Origin of the sequence: Spirillospora sp. NPDC048819, assembly GCF_040650055.1 — a bacterium.
Classification (GTDB): domain Bacteria; phylum Actinomycetota; class Actinomycetes; order Streptosporangiales; family Streptosporangiaceae; genus Spirillospora.
In genome coordinates this window covers 232786-252535 of the sequence record NZ_JBEZGN010000008.1, presented here as the reverse complement: position 1 = coordinate 252535, position 19750 = coordinate 232786, and the positions used below count along the sequence as shown (strand labels likewise).

The following is a 19750-nucleotide window of genomic DNA, read 5'->3' as shown; positions in this document are numbered from 1 at the left end:
CCGTAACCACAGGGTACGGTCAGCGAAGTATCCCGGCTTGTCCGGAACATCGGATGTGGAGCCTACCTACCTGGAATCCGGGGAAAGTAGCCTCGCGGCGTGGAGAACAGCCGAATCGTTATCGATGGCACCGCGCTCACCTGCGCCCAGGTCGTCCGCGCCGCCCGCGAGGATGTGACCATCGCCATAGCCCCGGACGGCGTCGAACGGGCCCGCGCGGCCTGGCGGGTGGCCGGTGAGGTCGCCGCGTCGCAGCCGGTGTACGGGCGCACGACCGGGGTCGGCGCGAACCGCGTGGTGGACGTGGAGTGGGAGGACGCCGACGCGCACGGCCTGCGGCTCCTGCGCAGCCATGCGGCGGGCGCCGGGCCCCTGGTCGCGCCGGAGATCGTCCGGGCGATGCTGACGGTCCGGCTGAACCAGATCGCGGCGGGCGGCTCGGGTGTCGAGCCGGGGGCGCTGCAGGCCCTCGCGGACGTCCTCAACCTGGGCCTTCTTCCTCCGGTACCGGTGCACGGCGCGATCGGCACCGGCGACCTCACCGCGCTGGCCTCGACGGCGCTGTGCCTGCTGGGCGAGCGGGCCTGGCTCGCGGAGCCGGACGACACGCCCGAGCGGGGCCCCGGGTACCGGCTGCGCTCGTCCGACGCGCTGGCGTTCATCAGCTCCAACGCGGCCACGCTCGGGGAGGCGGCGCTCGCGGCCGCCGATCTGCGGGAGATGCTCCGCGCGTCCACCGTCGTCGCCGCGCTGTCGCACTTCGCCGTGCGGGGCTCGGAGGAGCCGTACGCGCAGGCGGTGCAGGACGCGTGCCCGCATCCCGGCCAGCAGGAGGTCGCGGCGGCGATGCGGGCGCTGCTCGCCTTCGACCGGCCCGCGCCGATGCGCATCCAGGACCCGTACGGCTACCGGGCGTTCCCGCAGGTGCATGGCCCGGCGCTGGAGGCGGGCGCCTACGCCGGGGAGGTCGTCACCCGCGAGATCAACGCCGCGGCCGAGAACCCCCTCATCGACGTCGCCGGCCGGACCGCCTGGCACAACGGCAACTTCCACACCGGCTACGTCGGCCTCGCCCTGGACTCGGCCCGCGCAGCCCTGTTCCAGACGATGGCCCTCGCCGCCGCCCGGCTCGGGACGCTCGCCGAGCCGTCGTTCACCGGCCTGTACCCGTTCCAGGGCGCCACCGAGGCGTCCTCGGGGATCATGATCCTGGAGTATGTGGCGCACTCGTGCCTCGCCGACGTCCGCCGCCTCGCGACCCCGGCGGCGCTCGGCAGCGCGGTCCTGTCGCGCGGCGTGGAGGAGCACGCGGGCTTCTCCACCCAGTCGGCCCGCGCGACGACCGACGCCGTCGCCGCCTACCGGCTGGGGCTCGGCTGCGAGCTCGTCGCCGCGGTGCGGGCGCTGCGGATGCAGGGACGCGCGCCGTCGGGCGGCCCGCTCCGGTCCGCCTACGACATGGCCGCCACCGTGCTCGACCCGCGCGTGGAGGACCGGCCGCTGGACACCGACATCGCCGCCGCGGCGGACCTCCTGCCCGGGCTGGCCCGGCTCCATCCCTGACCCCCTACCCGCCTGGCACGCCCGTCGAGGCGCGCACGCGCAGGGACGGCTCGCGGACCACGCGGCGCTTGCGCGGCTTGCCGTCTATGACGTCCACGATGAGCCGGACGGCGGAGTGCACGATGCCGTCGATGTCCCAGTCGACGGTGGTCAGCGGCGGGGTGAGCAGCGACGACATCGGATGGTTGTCGTACCCGCAGACGGCGACGTCGCCGGGGACGGCGAGGCCCAGTTCGCGGGTGGCGGCGTAGACGCCGTAGGCGATGGAGTCGGCGAAGCAGAACACCGCCGAGGGACGGCCGGGACCGGCGAGCACCCGCATGGCGACCTCGGCGGCGGCGGCGTGCGACTGCGGCACGACGACCACGTCGACCCGCAGCCCGAGACGCTCGGCCTCGGCGTTGACGTGCACGTCGGCGGGCCGGTCGGGGGTGCTGGCGCCCGTCGGGGTGAACACGGTGAGGCGCTCGTGCCCGAGGTCGCGCAGATGCTCCAGCGCGAGCGTGACGCCGCGCCGGTTGTCGAACACGACCTCGCCCTGCGCCTGCCCGCCGTGCAGCGCGTCGCCTATGGACACCACCGGGATCGAGGCGGCCAGCTCCGTCCACAGCGCGGCGGACGGGTCGAGCGGCTGGACGATGAGGCCGTCCACCCGCTGGTCGCGCAGCCGGCGGGCGAGGGCCAGCTCCCGCTCGGGTTCGCCGCCGGCGTCCACGATCAGGGCGTAGCGGTCGCGGGCCAGCAGCGCGCGGCCGATGCCGACCGCGAGCGACTGCTGCCAGTAGTCCTCAAGGGAGCCGCACAGCAGCCCGACCTGCGCGGTGCGGCCGCTGGCGAGGGCACGGGCGATCGGGTGCGCCTCGTAGCCGAGCTCGTCGGCGGCGGCGCGGACCCGCTCCTGCGTCTCCTCGGAGGTCTGGATGCCGCGCAATGCGTACGACACCGCGGCGGGCGACAACCCCGTCGCCTGCGCCACTTCCCGGATGGTCGCGCGCTTGCGCTTGTCCGACACCCCTCCAACCCTAGAGCCCGCCACCGACAACCCCGTGGACCCGACTTGACGGGCGCGGCTCTGAACCGGTTCACTGAAGCGGTTAACTGATGCGGTTCAGTGATGCGGTTCAGCAGCCGTGTCCAGCCCGTTCACCCGGTGCGGAGACCCCGCGGTTTTCCACCGATGAACAGAACCGCGACAACGAGAGAACGGAAAGGAGCGAACCCGTGACATCCGAGGTCCTGCCCCGCGCCGCCTGCTTCGAGAATCTGCCCGGCCGTCCCCTGGACAAGCACGAGCTGCGCAAGCTCGTCGACGACCTGGCGGAGCGGCCGGACCTGTGGCGGCAGCACGTCGCGTTCCCAGGCGGACGGCGCCACTACGCCTCGCTGTACCGGGACGACCACGTGGACGTCTGGCTGCTCTGCTGGACGCCCCAGAACGACACCGGCTGGCACGACCACGACATCTCGTCCGGGGCCGTCCGCGTCGTCGCCGGGGCGGTGGAGGAGAACAACCCGCGCCTTGGCGGCGACCCCCTCCGGACCGTGGTCGCGGAGGGCCGGTCGTTCTGCTTCGGGCCCGACCACATCCACCGGCTCACCGGCGTGGACGACGCAAGCGTCTCGATCCACGCGTACTCGCCGCCGCTGGAGCGCCTCGGCCAGTACTCCATCGACGAGTCGGGAGTGATGCGCCGCCTGACCGTCGGCTACACCGAGGAACTGCGCCCCCAGGACGAGGAGCCCGCAGACGAGGCCGAGGGCGGGGAGCCCGGGCCGGCGGCGTCCTGAAGTGGTACCTCCGGCGGGCCCGACCGGGGGCGAGCGGGCCCGCCGGAGGCGGTGCGTCCGGCCGAAGCCCGCTCACATCGGCCGAACGCCCACATCTCCTTCAGCGCGCACTACCGTCGCGGTGTCACACACCACCGGGTCACACCATCGGTGAACAGCACCTGGTTCAGATAGGCGAGCGCGGCCACCACGGCCAGGAACGCCTCGGGGCGTGCCCAGGGGCGCCGGCCTGCGGCTGACACGTGGTCACCGGTGCGCCGCATCAGCCGGGGTGCGGTTCCCAGGCTCACCGCCGTTGAGGCGAGTACCGCCGCGTCCACCCCGACCGCCATGACCGACCAACGTAGACGGTTCCGCAGGCGGTCGCATCGGCTCCAAGGACGCGTACAGGCGGCGGCGCATCCAGGCCGCGCCCGGACGTTCGACGAGGCGGTGCACGGCGTAGGCGGCCAGCAGGGACGCGGCGACGACCGCCCCGAGCGCGGCCCACCGGTCGACGGCCGGGTACAGCGCGTCCAGGAGGGGCAGAGCGAGCTGGGAGTGGACGAGGTACAGCGGATACGTCAGCGCCCCGAGGACGGTCAGTCCGCTCCACCGGAGACGGCGCAGCCGCCCGGTCGCGACGAGGATCATCACCACGAAGATCCCGGTGATGACGGCGCTGACCACGACCTCGTCGGCCCCGCGGAACACCGTCTCCGCGCGCCAGGCGCCCCAGCGCAGCGCCATCAGGTACGACACGGCCACGTAACCCCACAGCAGCAGCGTCGGCCCGAACCGGTGGATCAGGTAGAGCGCCATGCCCGCGATGAAGTACGGGCTCCATGTCGGCACGAGCATCGCCTGGAGCAGTTCGTGGTCGGCCTGGTCGGCGAACAGGCCGCCGAACATCCAGGCGGCCATGAAGATGAGGCAGGAGCGGTACGTGATACCGATGCCCGCGAGGACGGCGACGAGCACGTAGAAGTGCAGTTCGACCCAGAGCGTCCAGTAGACGGCGTCCACATTCCCGACGCCGAGCCCGCCCTGCAGCATGGTCAGGTTCGGCACGACCAGGCCGGGGACGCCGTTCCCCTGGCGGAACACCGCGTACACGAACGCGCCGAGCAGCACGCTGACCCAGTACGCGGGCATCAGCCGGACCAGCCGGGAGATCCCGAACTCGCCCGGCCCGCGTCCCCACACGCTCATGAGGATCACGAACCCGCTGATGACGAAGAACAGGTCGACGCCGAGGTATCCGAACCGGGTGAGGGAGGCGATTTCGGGGAAGACCTCGCGCGCCGGTTCGGGCCACGCCCCGGTCCCGCCGAACCCGGTGAAGTGGTACAGCACCACCGCCAGCGCGGCCAGGAAGCGCAGGAGGTCGAGTTCGCGCAGCCGTTCCCGTCGAGTCATCGCGGAACCCTCTCGGCGCCAGGTTGCCCGTCCCGAGCCGGAAGGTGAACGGCGGGTGTAGGCGAGGACGCGATTCCACATCAGTCCCCCGCCGGCGCCGCAGAGCCGCCGGACTGCCCGGCACGCCGGGGCTGACGAGGCCACGGTGGGTACAACGGATCAGTAAGATGCTCAGCGTCCCTGAGCCTTTGGCGGCTCCGGATGATTGGTGGTCCCTCGATGACATCTCGCCGCGCCCGACGCGGCGCGGCGACTCTCGTGCTGTGCCTGAGCCTGGTGGCGGCGCTGGCCGCGACCGGCTGTTCCCCGATCGGGGGCCCCGTGCACCGTTCGGCGGCGGCGGACGGCCCCGGGCAGGGAGGTGAGCGGGAGTCCCGCGACGCTCCGTCCGTGGTGATGTTCCTCGGCGACAGCTACACGGTCGGCGACGGGCGTCCCCAGCCGGAGGCGACGTACGCCTCCGCCACGGCGCGGCTGCTCGGCTGGCAGGTCATCGTCGGCGGACGGTCCGGAACCGGGTTCGTCGTGAGGGGCGGGGGGCAGCAGGCGTTCCTCGCGCTGTTCGAGAGCCAGCTCGGGTGGCGTCCCGCACCCGACATGCTGATCGTGTCCGGCGGCCACAACGACTTCCGCGTCGCGGCCCCGCAGGTCGCCGCCGCCGCGCACGTGATCCTTGAGCGCGCCAGGCAGCGCTGGCCCGGCACCCACATCGTGCTGATGGGCCCGATCTGGGGGACGGGGACGCCGTCGCGCGGGGCCACCGCCGTGCGCGACGCGCTGAAGAACCTGGCCGGGCAGCTCGGCGTCCCGTTCGTCGACCCGATCGGCGAGCAGTGGATCACCGGCGACTCGCTGACCGGCGTGGGCAACGCCCGGCGGTACATCAAGCGGGACCGCATCCATCCGACCCCGGAGGGCCACCGGTACCTGGCGACCCGCCTGGCGGGCGACCTGCAGAGGATGGGCCTCGCCCAGCCGGTCCGCAAGAAGTAGCGCGTCAGCCGTCGGCCGGGCGGGCGAGGCTGAGCGAGAAGTCGCCCTCCGCGTCCGTCCAGAACTCGGCGAGTTCCATTCCGGCCGCGCCCAGTTCGGCCTCCAGCCGTTCCCGCCGGAACTTGGCGGAGATCTCGGTGCGCATCTCCTCGCCCGCGGCGAACGACACCTCCAGGTCGAGGCCGCCGACGCGGACGTCCTGGTCGCGGGTGGACCGCAGCCGCATCTCGATCCACTCCTCGGCCTCGTCCCAGACGGCGCGGTGCTCGAACGCGTCCGGGTCGAAGCCGGCGTCCAGTTCCCGGTTGATGACGTGCAGGACGTTGCGGTTGAACTCGGCGGTGACGCCGGCCTCGTCGTCGTAGGCGCGGACGAGCCGGTCCGCGTCCTTGACGAGGTCGGCGCCGAGCAGGAGGAAGTCGCCGCCGGACATGGTGGCGCGGACGCCGCCGAGGAACCCGACCCGCGCGGCGGGCGGCATGTTGCCGATCGTCCCGCCGAGGAAGGCGATGAGGCGGCGCTCGCCGCCAGGCAGCAGGTGCAGGTGCTGCTCGTAGTCGGCGACGACGGTCCGGACGGCCAGGCCCGGATGGTCGGACGCGATGCCCGCCGCGGCCTCCTCCAGGAAGTCGCCGCTCACGTCCACCGGCACGTACGAGCGCAGCGTGCCGGCGAGCGCGCCGAGCAGCAGCCGCGTCTTCTCCCCCGACCCGGCGCCGAGTTCCAGCAGGGTCCGGGCGCCGGTGGCGGCGGCGATCTCGGGTGCCCGCGCGACGAGGATCTCCCGTTCGCGGCGGGTCGGGTAGTACTCCTCCAGCGTCGTGATCTCCTCGAAGAGCGCGCTGCCGCGCTCGTCGTAGAACCACTTGGGCGGCAGGGTCTTGGGCGTGCCGGTGAGCCCCTCCCGGACGTCCTGGCGGAGCGTCTTGGCGAGGTCGTCGGCGGTCAGGAACCGGTCCACGTGGTTCTCTCCTTCGGAGGGGAATCGGTGTTCACAGGGACGTGACGGAGACGCCGGCGGTGAGGCCGGCGGTGACGAGTGAGCGGTCGGGGACGGCCTGCCAGGCGGCGTCGCCGTCGAGCGGTTCGGACGCGATCCGGATCTGGTCCCCGTCCTCGCGGACGAACAGCGAGTCGCCCCAGGTCGTGGCGGCCAGGGACGTGCCGTCGGAGGCGAGCAGGTTGTAGCGGCCGGGGGCGAGCGCGGTGATCGCGCCGATGACGGCGGCGAGTCCGTCGCCGAGCGGCAGCCCGTCCCGCCAGTGCCGGACGGCGAGGGCGAACAGCGGTGCGGAGTCGACGGGGGCGCGGGCGTCGGGCACCGCGGCGAGGTCCCCGGCCAGTTCGCGGAGTTTGCCTTCGACGCCGCCGAAGTCGTCGATCTTCCCGTTGTGGCTGAACAGCCACGTCCCGGCGCGGAACGGCTGGGCGCAGGACTCGTCCACGGGGAAACCGACGGTCGCCGACCGGATCGCCGCGATCGCGCACGACGCCCGGACGGCCCCGGCGACCTCGCGGAACGACTGGTCGGTCCAGATGGGCTGGGCGCGCCGGAACCGGACGGCCTCGCCGTCCTGGTACCAGCCGACGCCGTACCCGTCGGCGTTGAGGAGGCACCCCTGCGTCATGCGCGGCGCGTACGACTGGGTCTCCAGGGAGTGCTCACCGTCGTAGATGAGGGAGTGCAGCGTCCGTTCGGGGCCCAGGTAGCCGAGATGGCGGCACATTCAGCGCGCCTCCCCTGCGACGGAGCGTGCGCAGCGGAACCCGGAGAAGATCTGCCGCCTGACGGGGTAGTCCCAGTTGCGGAACGATCCGCGTATGGCGAGCGGGTGCGTCGCCCAGGAGCCGCCTCTCAGCACCTTGTACTCGGGGCCGAAGAAGACTTCCGAGTACTCCTTGTAGGGGAAGGAGCGGAAGCCGGGGTAGCCGTGGAAGTCGGACGACGTCCACTCCCACACGTCCCCCAGCAGACGCCTGACCCCGTACGCGGACGCGCCCGCCGCGTAAGAGCCCGTCTCGGACGGGCGGAGCGCGCGCTGGCCGAGGTTGGCGCGTCCCTCTTCGTAGACCTCGCCCCACGGGTAGCGGCGCGACCGTCCGGCCGCCGGGTCCCAGCGGGCGGCCTTCTCCCACTCGGCCTCGGTCGGCAGCCGCTTGCCGGCCCACCGCGCGTACGCGTCCGCCTCGTACCAGCACACGTGCTGGACGGGCTCGCCGGGTGGGACGGGTTCGGTGCGCCCGAACCGGCGCCGCAGCCATTGGGCGCCCTCCCGCACCCAGAACGCGGGGGCGCGTTTGCCGCCGCTGTTGCGCCATTCCCATCCGTCGGGGTCCCACCAGCGGGGATCGTCGTATCCGCCGGCTTCCATGAAGGCGATGTAGGCGGCGTTGGTCACCGGCTCGGCATCGATGTAGTAGGCGGGCAGATCAACAACGTGCACGGGACCTTCGTTGTCGTAGGCCCATGGGTCGTCCGACGTGCCCATTTGGAATGGGCCGGCCTCGATCAGGACCTCGCCCATCCCGTGGCCCTTGGAAGAGGTTTCCAGGAGTGGCCCGGCGGCGGGGTCGAGGAGCGCGGGGGCGCCTTTGCGCAGCTGGTGGGTGGCCAGCATGGTCTCGTCGTGCATGTGCTCGTGCTGGACGACCATCCCGTAGACGAACCCGCCCGACGTGAGCGGATCCGGCGTGTCGAACCGCACCGACGACAGCGAGTCGAGCACCTTGGCCCGCACGGTGCCGATGTAGGAGCGGGCCTCCTCGGGCGACAGGAGCGGCAGTGACGGCCGTTCGGCGCGTGGATGTTCGAACGCGTCGTACAGGCCGTCGATCTCGGGACGCATCGCCTCCGCGCCCGCCGCGGCGCGCAGCAGCCACAGTTCCTCGTAGTTGCCGACGTGCGCGAGGTCCCATACCAGCGGCGACATCAGCGGCGAGACCTGGCCGGTGAGGTCGTCCCCGGCCAGGACGTCGGTGGTGAGGCCGAAGCTGCGGTTCCGCACCGCGCCGAGTTCGCCGGCGATCAGCTCCTTCAGCGCGTCGTCATCGCCGGCGGCGGCGTGCCCGGCGTGCGGGCCCGCCGGGCCCGTGGGGGTCATCGGGGCCATGTCGGGTCCTCCTCGGACGGGGGTGGGGGCGAATCGGGGGCGGGGTCGTCGGCGGGGGTGCGTCCCCGCTCGACGTACCGGCGCGCGTACTCGTCGACCAGCGGGACGAGGCCGGAGGCGCCGAGCCGCGGCAGCGCGTCCAGCGCCGCGGCGAAGCAGGCCCGTGCCGCGGCGGCCAGGGGCCGGTCGGACAGCCCTCGCCGGGCGGCCTCCGCCCACCGGCGGGCCACCGGCTCGGCCGCGGCCTCCGCGGCGCGCGACGCGGCCGGGTCGTCCAGCAGCGCGGTGGCGACGGCGACGGGGACGGGCCAGTACGGGCCGGGCAGCGCGTCGATCATGCGCAGTTCCAGCCAGCCGCGCGGCCGGACCGGCGGGAACAGGGTGGACAGGTGGTAGGCCAGGTCGTCCTCGCCGGGCTCGCCCTTGTTCAGCCATTCCAGGAACGACATCCCGGGGTCGGACACCCATTCGCCCTCGGCGGTGTGGACGAGCATGACCTGGGCGTCCAGCGCGTACCGGGTCCACGCCTCGGCGGGGTCGACGTCCACGCCGTCGCGCAGGACGGGGAGGGTGCGGCAGGGGTCGAGTTCGGTCCAGATGCCCTGCCGGGACGAGCGCATCCCGGTACGGCGTCCGGCGCGCAGCGGCGAGTTCGCGAACGCCGCGACGAGCACCGGGCCGAGCGCGTGCACGAGCCGCCAGCGGCGGAACGCGTCGGTTTGGTCTGCGCCGATGTCCAGGTTGACCTGGACGGACGCGGTGGAGCACATCATGGCCAGGCCCGCGTCGGGGAAGCCGCCCGCGAAGAAGTAGTCCCGCATGCAGGCGTAGCGGGGATGGTCGGCCTGGAAGCGCGGCCGACGGACGGGGTCGACACCGTGGCCGACGAGGGCGAGCCCGTCCGGCGCGAGCGCGTCCCGGACGTGCGCGATGTCCCGGCCGAGCGCCGCGTGCAGTGCGCCGAGCCCGTCGAACGGCGCGGAGCTGAGCTCCAGCTGCCCGCCCGGCTCGTAGGTGACGCTGCTGCCGCCGGCCGGCGGGCCGGCGTCGTCGACGAGCGCGCGGACCCGGTCGCCGGGGACGTGGGCGGCGGGGTCGGCGGGGTCGATCACGAACCACTCGGTCTCCGCGCCGACCGTCCCGGGTGGGCCGGTCTTGAAGCAGACACCGCGAATGTGCTGGTAGACGTCGTCCACAGTCAGCCGGGTCACGGCTCACTCCTCACTTTTCCGTCGGCGGGTGCCAACCTTCCCTGCTGAACCGCATCAGGAATCCGACGAATTTCGCGAACTTCCTTAAATCTCCGTGAACGTCACTGTGCGCAGGTGTCACCGTTACCTTCCGTACTATTCGACGTATCGCCTAATCCCGGACTTCTCAGGCATTGACCGGAGGCGCTAGAGTCCGTCAACCGGCGGTATGCACCATTGGTAAGTACCGGGGCGACGATCGGGAGGTCACATGCGCGGGGACATGGGTTCGCTCTACGACGCGCACGCCGACCGCCTGTACGCGTACTGCTGGTCGCTCGTCGGCGACCAGCTCGCGGCGGCGGCCGTCGGGGACGCCTTCACCGCGGCCGTCCACCAGCCGCCGCGCGGCGACAAGGTCCTGTGGCTGTACTCGCTCTCCCGGTCGGCCTGCGCCGAGCGCGGCGCCTTCACCGGCAACGCCGGCGGGCGGGGCGGCGTCCTGTTCGCCGACCCGGACCCGCTGCTGCGCGCCGCCGGGGCCCTGCGCTCCGACCACCGCGAGGTGCTGCTGCTGTGGGCGGGCGAATGGCTCGAACCCCACGACATCGCCCGCGTCCTCGGCATCGCGCCGGACACCGTCGTGCAGCTGCTCGACGCGGCGCGGACCCGCCTGGAGCGTTCCGTTCTCGACATCCTGATGCGCGGGACGGCCGAGGCGCGGCTCGACCTCATCACCGCTTTCGAGAAGAAACGGCTGCCGCGGCTGCTCGCCCGGCGGGCGCCGGACCGCGCGCCCGCCTGGCTGCGCGAGCAGGTCCTCGCCGCCTGTGAGGACGAGGCCGTCCGGCGGCTGCCGAGCGTCATCTCTCCGAGCCCGCTCGTCGTGATCGGCTCGGACGGACCGCGCGCGGGACGCTCGGGCCGGAACGGCGACCGCGTGCGGCGCGGGCTGTCCGGCGGCATCTCCAAGGGCCTCGGCGCCGCCGCCGGCGTCGCCGCCTCCGCCGCGGCGGTCATCGGCCTGCTCGCCGCCTGGCCGTCGGCCAAGGGCGGCAGCGGGGCGGCCTCGCTGGTGCCGACGGCGAGCACCGGCCAGACCAACCCGGCGTCCGCGACGAGCGAGCCCGTCCCGCCCCCGGTGCCTGGCCTCAGCGGCACCGAGCGGGCGACGGGCGGGGCGCCCGGCACCCCGCAGGACCCCGCGACGAAGGGCGGCGACCCGGCTCGGCAGGGCGCCGGAGCCCCGGCCGCCGGCGCTCCGGCCCCGGCGGCGCCGCCGGCGACGTCCCCGTCCGGCACCCCCTCGAAGGACGGGAGCGCGGCGCCGCCGAGCACGCCGCCGCAGCCGGACGGCCCGTCCACCCCGCCGGCCGGCGAGTCCCCGACGACTCCCCCGGACACGCCGGGCGACCCGACGACCCCGCCGGACGACGGCACCGCCGACCCGACCACGCCGCCGCCCGACACCCCGTCCGACCCGCCCGCCGGCGACCCGGGCACGCCGAGCCCCAGCCCGACGACCAACCCGGCGCCGTCACCGAGCGGGGGCTGACCGGCCCTCGTAGCGCCCGGCGTCATCAGGCCGCGGCGGCGCCGTCGACCGGGGAGTCGCCGCGCCGGACGAGCATGGCCGCGAGGACCGCGACGACGGCGACCGCTCCGGCGACGGTCAGCGAGGTCTGGAAGCCGTCCATGAACGCGAGATGGCTTCCGGTGGTGATGGCCTCGGCGGCCGGCGCCGGGGTGCCCGGCGGGACCGGCGCGACGCCCTGCGAGACGATCCCGCCCTGGCCCGCGAGCCGCTCGGCGGCGGCGCCGGGGACGCCCGCGTCCGTCAGCCTCCCGAACAGCACGTCGCCGACCCTGGTGGACAGCAGTACGCCCAGGACGGAGGTGCCGAGGACGCCGCCGAGCTGCGCGGCGGTCTGCTGGAGCCCGCCCGCGACCCCGGCGAGGTGGGCCGGCGCGTTGCCGACGATGGCCTCGGTCCCGGCGACGATGACGAACCCGAACGCCATGCCGAGCAGCACGAACCACGGCCACAGCTGGACGTAGGGCGCCTCCACCCCGATGCGCGACAGCCCGAACAGCGCGGCCGCGGTGAAGCCCATGCCGAGCGCGAGCGGCACCCGCGGCCCGAACCGGCTGGTCAGCGCGCCCGCCAGCGGTGAGGAGACGATGAACACGGCGGTCATCGGCAGCATCCGCACGCCGGCGTCCACCGGGCTCATGCCGTGCACCTGCTGCAGGTAGAGGGTGATGAAGAAGATCGTCCCGAACATCCCGAAGAAGCCGAGGACGATGAGCCCGGTCGCCGCCGACAGCGACACCGAGCGGAACAGCCCGAGCGGGAGCAGCGGACGCTCGACGCGCAGCTCGTTCCGGACAAACCCGGCGAACAGCACGACGGAGACGGCGAACGACACCAGCGGGACGGCGTCCCCGAACCCGTTTTCACCGGCCTTGATGAGCCCCCAGACCAGGGCGAACAGCGCACCGGTGAGAAGCGCGACGCCGGGCAGGTCGAAGGAGCCGGTGGCCTCCTCGTCCCGCGACTCGCGGATCACCCACAGGCCGACGGCGAGCGCGACGAGGCCGAGCGGGGCGTTGAGGAAGAAGACCGACTCCCAGTTGACATTCTCGACCAGCAGCCCGGCGACGATCGGCCCGCCCGCGATGGAGATGCCGACGGTGGAGCCCCAGATGCCGATCGCGGTGTTGAGCCGCTCGGCCGGGAACGTGTTGCGCAGGATGGCGAGACTCGCGGGCTGGAGCAGCGCTCCCGCGAAGCCCTGCACGACCCGCCAGAAGATGACCATGCCGAGGCCGCCGGAGAGCCCGATCATGACGGACGCGGCGGCGAACCCGACCACGCCGGCCAGGAACGTCCGCCTGCGCCCGAACCGGTCGGCGATCTTCCCGGCCGGGATCAGCGTGACGGCGAGGGCCAGCAGGTAGGCGTTGGTGACCCACTGCAGGCCGGACAGGTTGGCACCGAGGTCGCGGGCGATCGCCGGGTTGGCGATGGACACGACGGTGGCGTCCAGCCCGACCATCATCACGCCGAGCGCGACCGCCACGAGGGTGAGCCACGGATGTCCGTGCCCCGGCCTTGCGGGACGGCCGCGCGCCTTGTCGCGCGGCGGGACGTGGACGGCGCCGGGATCGAGTGTGGCGCCTTTGGACTGAGTCATGGATTCGACCTCCGGATGGGAAGGAACAAAAGTGTCATGGCGTGACACTTGTCGTCAACCGACTCAGGTCGCAGTACGATATTCGTCACATGCAGACATTGGTTAGCCGCTGCCTCTTGGCGCGGGACGACGGGATGGCTACACTGCGCCCATGACCGCGACCGCCCCTGAGACCGGCACCACCGGCCCCGGGCCCCAGCCACCGGGCCGCCGCGAACGCAAGAAGCAGCGCACCCGCGACGCGCTCGTCGACGCCGCGTTCACCCTCTTCTCCGAGAAGGGGTTCGACGCGACCACCGTCGAGGAGATCGCCGACGCCGTGGACGTCTCGTCCCGCACGTTCTTCCGCTACTTCGCCTCGAAGGAGGACGTCGCGCTCACCTTCCAGGAGGAGCAGACCCGCGCCGTCCTGGCGGCGCTGAGCGAGCGGCCGGCCGATGAGCCCGTCATGACGGCGCTGCGCCGGGCCGTGGTCGGCATCGCCCGCGCCTGCGAGGCCGGCGAACTCGGCTTCGACCCCGAGCGCTTCCAGTGCATGCTGTCGATGATGAACGACAGCCCGACCCTCATGGCGGGCAGCCTGGAGCACGCGCAGAAGAAGCAGGCCCTGCTGATCGAGTTCATCTCCGAGCGGCTCGGCGTCGACCCCGCCGACGACCTGCGCCCGCACGTCATCGCCGTCGCCACCACCTGCGGCTTCCAGGCCGCCACCGACGCGATGCGCCGCCACGGCGGCGCGTTCGGCTCGCTCTCCGAGACCGTCGACAAGACCTTCGCCATCCTGGAGAACGGCCTCGGCCGGGAACGCTGACCGCCGGCCCGGCCCCGCGGTGTGGGGCGCGGCACCGCGGGTACCCAGTGCGGAGTCGGGGGACGTCCCTCCCCCGTGCGCGCAGGGAGGACGGCGACATGGCCCTGAAGGATCCCCGGACCACCGAACGCGACGGCCGTGACCTCCAGGTCAACCCGGTTTTCAGCCGGGAGCCGCTGGCGATCCCCCGCGGCGCGCTGCCCGCCGGGGAACTCGACCCCGGCACCGCCTACCAGATCGTCCACGACGAGCTGATGCTGGACGGGAACGCACGGCTGAACCTCGCGACGTTCGTGTCGACGTGGGCGGAGCCGGAAGCGCTGCGGCTCATGGCCGAATGCGCCGAGAAGAACATGATCGACAAGGACGAGTATCCGCGCACCGCCGAACTGGAGCTGCGCTGCGTGCACATGCTCGCCCGGCTATGGCACGCCGAGGACCCGCTCACCGCGGTGGGCTGCTCGACCACCGGGTCCAGCGAGGCGGCGATGCTCGGCGGCCTCGCCCTGAAACGCCGCTGGCGGGCGCGGCGCCTCGCCGCCGGGAAGCCCGCCGACCGGCCCAACCTCGTCATGGGCGTCAACGTGCAGGTCTGCTGGGAGAAGTTCGCGAACTACTTCGAGGTCGAGCCCCGGTACGTGCCGATGGAGGGCGGCCGCTACCACCTGGGCGCGCCGGAGGCCGTCCAGCTGTGCGACGAGAACACCATCGGCGTCGTCGCCGTCCTCGGCTCCACGTTCGACGGCAGCTACGAGCCCGTCGCGGAGATCGCGTCCGCGCTCGACGACCTGGAGCGGCGCACCGGCCTCGACGTGCCGATCCACGTGGACGGAGCGTCCGGCGCGATGGTGGCGCCGTTCCTCGACCCGGACCTGCGCTGGGACTTCCGGCTGCCGCGCGTCGCGTCCATCAACACCTCCGGCCACAAGTACGGCCTGGTCATGCCGGGCGTGGGCTGGGCGGTGTGGCGGGACGAGGACGCGCTGCCCGACGACCTGGTGTTCCACGTCAACTACCTCGGCGGGGACATGCCGACGTTCGCGCTGAACTTCTCCCGCCCCGGCGCGCAGGTCGTGGCGCAGTACTACAACTTCCTGAGGCTCGGCTTCGACGGGTACCGCCGCGTCCAGCGGACCTGCCGGGACGTCGCGACGCGGCTGTCGGCGGAGATCGGCCGGCTCGGCCCCTTCGAGACGCTCACCGACGGCGGCGACATCCCGGTGTTCGCCTTCCGGATCCGGGAGGACGTCGGCAACTTCACCGTGTTCGACGTGTCGGCCGCGCTGCGCGAGTCGGGCTGGCTCGTGCCCGCCTACACCTTCCCGGAGAACCGCACCGACCTCGCCGTCCTGCGGGTCGTTGTGCGCAACGGGTTCGGGCACGACCTCGCCGACCTGTTCCTGGACGACGTGCGCCGCGCCCTGCCCCGGCTGCGGTCCCAGCCGGAACCGAGGCGGGACGCGGCGGACGCGTCCGGCTTCGCGCACGGCGCCGATCCCAAACGGACGCCGACCCGGAAGGTCTGAGGGACCTCAGCGGGGCGCGCGGGGCAGGCCGAGGCCGATCATCGCGATCAGCTCGCGCTGGATCTCGTTGACGCCGCCGCCGAACGTCAGCACGAGCGCGCCCTTGGCGAGGCGGTCGGTGACCTCGATGAACTCCGCGGTCACCGGGTCGCCCGGGTCGCCGTACCGGGCGAGGACGTCGCCGACGATCCGGCCGACCTCCTGGACCCGCTCCGAGCCGTAGATCTTGGTGGCGGACGCGTCCGCCGCACCCAGCCAGCCGAGGTCCTGGTTCGCGGCGACCTGCCAGTTCAGCAGCTCGTTGACGCGCAGGTAGGCGTAGATCTGCGCGACCGCGCGGCGGACGGCGGGCTCCTCGATGAGCGGCCGGCCGTCCCGCCCGGCGGTCGTGCGGGCCCAGCGCTCGAACCGGACGTGGGTGTGGCCGATGTTGCCGGCGGGGCCGAGCGTGACCCGCTCGTGGTTGAGCTGGTTGACGATGAGGTCCCAGCCCTTGTTCTCCTCGCCGATCAGCATGTCCGCGGGGACGCGGATGTCCTGGAAATACGTCGAGTTGGTGTGGTGCCGGCCGTCCATCGTGATGATCGGCGTCCAGGAGAACCCGGGGTCCGCGCAGTCGACGATGAGCATCGAGATGCCCTTGTGCTTCTTCGCGTCCGGGTCGGTGCGCGCGGCGAGCCACACGTAGTCGGCCGTGTTCGCCCCCGACGTAAAGATCTTCTGGCCGTTCACGACGTAGTGGTCGCCGTCCTTGACGGCGGTGGTGCGCAGGGCGGCGAGGTCGGTGCCGGCGCCCGGCTCGCTGTAGCCGATCGCGAAGTGGCACTCCCCCGCGAGGATGCGCGGGATGAAGAACTCCTTCTGCGCGTCCGTCCCGTACTGCAGGATCGTCGGCGCGACGGAGTTCAGCGTGATGAGCGGGTAGGTGACCTCGGCACGGGCGATCTCGTTGGCGAAGATCGTCTGCTCGACGGGGCCGTAGCCGCGGCCGCCGTACTCCTTCGGCAGCGCGACGCCGAGCATCCCGTCGCGGCCGAGCCGCTTGCAGTGCTCCATGTAGGCGGTCCCGAACGGGTCGTCCAGGATGGCGGCGCGCTGCTCCTCGTCCAGGCAGCCCTCGAAGTACTCGCGCAGCTCGGCGCGGAGCTTCTTCTGCTCGTCGGTCAGATCGATGAACATCAGGCCTCCTGTGAGACGAGCGCGCCGAGCGAGTCGAGCTGGTCTTCCGCACCGCCGAGCAGGTGCGCGCACTGCTTGCCCCAGGCGAAGTAGCGGTGCAGCGGGTAGGTGACGTCCAGGCCGATGCCGCCGTGCAGGTGCTGGCAGGTGTACAGGGCCTTCACGACGGGGTCGCAGGCGTTGTACGCGGCGACGGCGAGGACCTCGTCGGCGTCGGCGTCGCCTTCCGCGAGGCGCCACACGCCCGCCCAGACGGCCACGTCCAGGGCGCGCTTGGCGATGTAGACGTCGCCGATCTGCATCGTCACGGCCTGGAACTGCGCGAGGGCGCGGTCGAACTGCTCGCGCGCCTTGACGTACTCCTTGGTCAGCTCCAGCGCGCCCTCGATCACACCGGAGGAGACGGCGACCGCGCCGGCGACGGCCGAGCGGCGCAGGGTGTCCCAGGCGGCGCCGTCCGCCGTCCCGCCGAGCAGGGCGTCCGGCCCGACCCGCACGCCGTCCAGCGCGACGCGCGACAGCGGCTCGGTCGTCGCCGACGGCTGCCGGGTGATCGCCGTGGCGGTGGGCTCGACGAGGAAGACCCCGACGCCCTCGCCTTCGATGCGCGCCGGGACGAGGATGAGGGACGCCTCCCGCGCGTACGGGACGAACGTCTTCACCCCGTCGAGGACGAAACCGTCTCCGTCCCGCCGTGCCGTCGTCGTGACCTCCCCGGTCGGCCCGACCTCGCGGTACGCGCCGGTCAGGACCGTCTCGCCCTCGGTCAGCGGGACGAGCAGGGCGCGCTGCCCCGCGGTGCCGTGCCGCCCGATCGGGACGGCCGCCAGCGCGAGCGACGCGTACACGGGGACGGGCGCGACCGCGCGGCCGGTCTCCCGCAGGACGACCGCCAGCTCGACCTGGCCGAGGCCCGCGCCGCCGGCGTCCTCCGGCAGGACGGCCCCGAGCAGCCCCGCCTGCGCGAGGGCCTTCCAGGTCACCGCGTCGTAAGGCGCGCCGCTCTTCTCGAACGCCTCCAGCCGCTCCTGCGTCGCCTCACGCGCGAGCAGGCCCGCAGCGAGCCCCTTGAGCTCCTGCTGGGTCTCGTCCAGGTTGAAGTCCACTCATCCGCTCCCTTCCAGAAGGTGCAGCCGGCCGCGCCGCTCGAAGTCCGCCCGGATGCCGGCCGCGTCCTCCGCGGTCATCCGGCGGTAGGCGAGGTCCCGGCCAGGCCGCCACCACACCGGGTCATCGGTGTGCCAGCCGTCCTTGACGAGCCGGCGTTTGAGGATCTTGTTGGAGGCGGTCGCGGGAAGCTCCCGCATCACCCGCACGTACCGCGGAGGCCACTTCGGGCTCAGGTCGGCGCGGCCGCGCAGGTAGCCGGCGAACGCCTCCGGGTCGAAGTCGTCGGCGGCGATCGCCAGCATCACCTGGTCGCCGGACGCCGCGTCCGGGACCCCGTAGACGGCGAGCTGCCGGACGCCGGGCAGTTCCGCCAGAACGCGTTCCACCTGGGCGGCGCCGAAGTTCTCGCCGTCCACGCGGAGCCGGTCGGCGTTGCGTCCGGCGAAGAAGATGTAGCCGTCCGCGTCGGCGTAGGCGAGGTCGCCGCTCCAGAACATGCCGTCGCGGAGCCGGTCGGGGGCGTCTTCCTTGTAATAGCCGTCGAACAGGCCGAGGTCTCCGGTCTTGACCAGCTCGCCGATGGCCGCGTCGCCGTTCAGGACCCGTCCCGCGCCGTCGAACACGGCGGGCGGGCACGGCTCACCGGTCGCCGGGTCGAGGATCGCGACGCCGTCCGGCAGCTTCCCGAGGGCGCCGGACGGCCCGAACGGGTCGGGCGCCAGCGAGATCGCGGTCTCGGTCGAGCCGTAGCCGTCGACGACGAAGCAGCCGAACCGCTCCCCGAACGTCTTCTGCTCCAGCGGCGCCGCCTCGTTCCCGAACGCGAACTGAAGCGGGTTGGCGGCGTCGTCCTCACCCGGCGGCGTGGCAAGCACGTACGACAGCGCCTTGCCGACGTAGTGGAGGTAGGTGCAGCCGTGCGCGCGCACGTCGGGCAGGACGGCGGACGCCGAGAACCGGGCCCGCAGCACGAGTTCGGCTCCGGCGGCGAGCGCGGGCGCGAACGCCGCCATCACCGCACCGGAGTGGAACAGCGGCATCGGGCAGTAGACGACCGACTCCGGCGACAGCATGCGCTCGGCGAGCATCTCGCCCGGCACGACCACCTTCCGGTGGGTGACGCGGACGGCGCGCGGGCGGCCCGACGTCCCGGACGTGAAGATCAGCATGAGCAGGGTTCCGTCGCCGATCCGCGCGGTGCCGGGGAGCGGGGAACCGGCGAAGGGGGCCAGCAGCGCGCGGTAGGCGTCGTCCTCCACGTCCAGGACGGGCAGACCCAGCTCGGCGGCCTTCTCCGCGTACCGGGGGCAGGTGAGAACGAGGTCGCAGTCGGCGCGCTCGGCGTCGCCCGCGAGTTCGGCGGCGCTCCGGGTCGGGTTCAGCGCGACGACCACCGCGCCCGACAGCGCCGCCCCGCCGAGAAGGAACACGAGTTCGGGCAGATTGTCGAGGAGAACGCCCACGTGGACGGGACGCTCCCCGCCCGCCCGGCCCGCCATCCAGGCGGCGCGGGACGCGCTTTCGGCGACGACCTCCCGCCAGGTCCACGACCGGCCGTCGCCGGCCGAGCGCAGTCCGGGACGGCCGTCGTCCGCCCGCGCTTCCAGCAGTGCCGCGACGCTCATCCCGCCACCTCCGAGGACCACCCCACGGCGAAAAAGTAGAACAGATTCTAGTCTGTGTCCAGAGGCATGATCGCCCTCGTTCGCGGGCAGATTCGCCTAGCAAGCCAGGGTTCATCGACCGGATGGCCGGACCCGGCGGGCCCGCCGCCCGCCGACGATCAGATAACACGTTCTCATAAGAGCTGTATCCTTGGCGGGACACGTCGGGCGACCGCGCCCGCACAGGAGGGATCGACCGTGACCGCAGAGCCGACAGTGAC

16 protein-coding genes are annotated in these 19750 nt (G+C 72.9%); 6 read left to right on the top strand and 10 right to left on the bottom strand.

Annotated features, from left to right (window positions below; translation table 11 throughout):
• Window positions 1–99: 99 nt before the first annotated feature.
• A complete protein-coding gene (locus AB0C35_RS14750; protein WP_358455041.1) occupies window positions 100–1563 on the top strand; it encodes an aromatic amino acid ammonia-lyase in 1464 nt (487 codons plus the stop codon).
• A 4-nt stretch (window positions 1564–1567) separates the two neighbouring features.
• Here the strand turns inward: AB0C35_RS14750 and AB0C35_RS14745 are convergent, their stop codons facing one another.
• Window positions 1568–2575, bottom strand: coding sequence for a LacI family DNA-binding transcriptional regulator (locus AB0C35_RS14745; protein ID WP_358455040.1), 1008 nt, complete (start codon window positions 2573–2575; stop codon window positions 1568–1570).
• 209 nt (window positions 2576–2784) lie between these two features.
• Between AB0C35_RS14745 and AB0C35_RS14740 the strand changes: the two genes are divergently transcribed.
• Window positions 2785–3351 carry a cysteine dioxygenase family protein gene (locus AB0C35_RS14740; RefSeq protein ID WP_358455037.1) on the top strand — a complete coding sequence of 189 codons (567 nt, stop codon included), beginning with the start codon at window positions 2785–2787 and terminating at the stop codon, window positions 3349–3351.
• A gap of 246 nt (window positions 3352–3597) precedes the next feature.
• Here the strand turns inward: AB0C35_RS14740 and AB0C35_RS14735 are convergent, their stop codons facing one another.
• On the bottom strand, window positions 3598–4749 hold the full coding sequence (locus tag AB0C35_RS14735) for an acyltransferase (RefSeq protein WP_358455034.1): 1152 nt from the start codon (window positions 4747–4749) through the stop codon (window positions 3598–3600).
• Window positions 4750–4968: 219 nt separating this feature from the next.
• On the opposite strand from AB0C35_RS14735, the gene AB0C35_RS14730 reads away from it, so the two are divergent.
• The gene (locus tag AB0C35_RS14730; protein ID WP_358455032.1) at window positions 4969–5742 is read left to right on the top strand and encodes an SGNH/GDSL hydrolase family protein; all 774 of its coding nucleotides are present in this window, start codon (window positions 4969–4971) and stop codon (window positions 5740–5742) included.
• 4 nt (window positions 5743–5746) lie between these two features.
• On the opposite strand, the gene egtD is transcribed toward AB0C35_RS14730, so the two are convergent.
• From egtD to egtA, 4 genes are read right to left on the bottom strand one after another with little or no spacing between them, the layout of a single operon-like run.
• Window positions 5747–6703 (bottom strand): L-histidine N(alpha)-methyltransferase, encoded by a 957-nt coding sequence (gene egtD / locus AB0C35_RS14725; RefSeq protein ID WP_358455029.1) that lies wholly within the window; start codon window positions 6701–6703, stop codon window positions 5747–5749.
• 31 nt (window positions 6704–6734) lie between these two features.
• Entirely contained in the window at window positions 6735–7469 is a 735-nt protein-coding gene (egtC, locus tag AB0C35_RS14720; protein ID WP_358455026.1) for an ergothioneine biosynthesis protein EgtC, read from the bottom strand.
• Complete coding sequence (egtB, locus tag AB0C35_RS14715; protein WP_358455089.1) at window positions 7470–8843, bottom strand: ergothioneine biosynthesis protein EgtB; 1374 nt, start codon at window positions 8841–8843, stop codon at window positions 7470–7472. It lies immediately after the preceding gene.
• Window positions 8840–10063: an ergothioneine biosynthesis glutamate--cysteine ligase EgtA gene (gene egtA, locus AB0C35_RS14710; RefSeq protein WP_358455023.1), complete on the bottom strand. Its 1224-nt coding sequence runs from the start codon at window positions 10061–10063 to the stop codon at window positions 8840–8842. Before egtA ends, egtB begins: the two co-directional genes overlap by 4 nt.
• Before the next feature lie 250 nt (window positions 10064–10313).
• Here egtA and AB0C35_RS14705 point away from each other — a divergent pair, with 250 nt between their 5' ends.
• Window positions 10314–11597 carry a hypothetical protein gene (locus tag AB0C35_RS14705; protein WP_358455020.1) on the top strand — a complete coding sequence of 428 codons (1284 nt, stop codon included), beginning with the start codon at window positions 10314–10316 and terminating at the stop codon, window positions 11595–11597.
• A gap of 25 nt (window positions 11598–11622) precedes the next feature.
• Here AB0C35_RS14705 and AB0C35_RS14700 read toward each other — a convergent pair whose 3' ends face one another.
• Window positions 11623–13239, bottom strand: a complete 1617-nt coding sequence (locus AB0C35_RS14700; protein ID WP_358455017.1) for an MFS transporter — start codon at window positions 13237–13239, stop codon at window positions 11623–11625.
• Between the two features lie 151 nt (window positions 13240–13390).
• Between AB0C35_RS14700 and AB0C35_RS14695 the strand changes: the two genes are divergently transcribed.
• A complete protein-coding gene (locus AB0C35_RS14695) occupies window positions 13391–14050 on the top strand; it encodes a TetR family transcriptional regulator (RefSeq protein ID WP_358455015.1) in 660 nt (219 codons plus the stop codon).
• A 98-nt stretch (window positions 14051–14148) separates the two neighbouring features.
• Window positions 14149–15576, top strand: a complete 1428-nt coding sequence (locus AB0C35_RS14690; RefSeq protein WP_358455012.1) for a glutamate decarboxylase — start codon at window positions 14149–14151, stop codon at window positions 15574–15576.
• Window positions 15577–15582: 6 nt separating this feature from the next.
• Here the strand turns inward: AB0C35_RS14690 and AB0C35_RS14685 are convergent, their stop codons facing one another.
• From AB0C35_RS14685 to AB0C35_RS14675, 3 genes are read right to left on the bottom strand one after another with little or no spacing between them, the layout of a single operon-like run.
• Window positions 15583–16755: an acyl-CoA dehydrogenase family protein gene (locus AB0C35_RS14685; RefSeq protein WP_358455009.1), complete on the bottom strand. Its 1173-nt coding sequence runs from the start codon at window positions 16753–16755 to the stop codon at window positions 15583–15585.
• A complete protein-coding gene (locus AB0C35_RS14680) occupies window positions 16755–17861 on the bottom strand; it encodes an acyl-CoA dehydrogenase family protein (protein ID WP_358455007.1) in 1107 nt (368 codons plus the stop codon). The genes AB0C35_RS14685 and AB0C35_RS14680 overlap by 1 nt, the downstream gene beginning before the upstream one ends.
• Window positions 17862–19490, bottom strand: coding sequence for an AMP-binding protein (locus AB0C35_RS14675; RefSeq protein ID WP_358455004.1), 1629 nt, complete (start codon window positions 19488–19490; stop codon window positions 17862–17864). It lies immediately after the preceding gene.
• Window positions 19491–19750 lie beyond the last annotated feature (260 nt).

Coding starts and splice junctions, on each gene's coding strand:
- AB0C35_RS14735 (WP_358455034.1), bottom strand. CDS start 4,749: ATGACTCGACGGGAACGGCTGCGCGAACTCGACCTCCTGCGCTTCCTG.
- AB0C35_RS14730 (WP_358455032.1), top strand. CDS start 4,969: ATGACATCTCGCCGCGCCCGACGCGGCGCGGCGACTCTCGTGCTGTGC.
- egtC (WP_358455026.1), bottom strand. CDS start 7,469: ATGTGCCGCCATCTCGGCTACCTGGGCCCCGAACGGACGCTGCACTCC.
- egtB (WP_358455089.1), bottom strand. CDS start 8,843: ATGACCCCCACGGGCCCGGCGGGCCCGCACGCCGGGCACGCCGCCGCC.
- AB0C35_RS14705 (WP_358455020.1), top strand. CDS start 10,314: ATGCGCGGGGACATGGGTTCGCTCTACGACGCGCACGCCGACCGCCTG.
- AB0C35_RS14700 (WP_358455017.1), bottom strand. CDS start 13,239: ATGACTCAGTCCAAAGGCGCCACACTCGATCCCGGCGCCGTCCACGTC.
- AB0C35_RS14695 (WP_358455015.1), top strand. CDS start 13,391: ATGACCGCGACCGCCCCTGAGACCGGCACCACCGGCCCCGGGCCCCAG.
- AB0C35_RS14690 (WP_358455012.1), top strand. CDS start 14,149: ATGGCCCTGAAGGATCCCCGGACCACCGAACGCGACGGCCGTGACCTC.
- AB0C35_RS14685 (WP_358455009.1), bottom strand. CDS start 16,755: ATGTTCATCGATCTGACCGACGAGCAGAAGAAGCTCCGCGCCGAGCTG.
- AB0C35_RS14675 (WP_358455004.1), bottom strand. CDS start 19,490: ATGAGCGTCGCGGCACTGCTGGAAGCGCGGGCGGACGACGGCCGTCCC.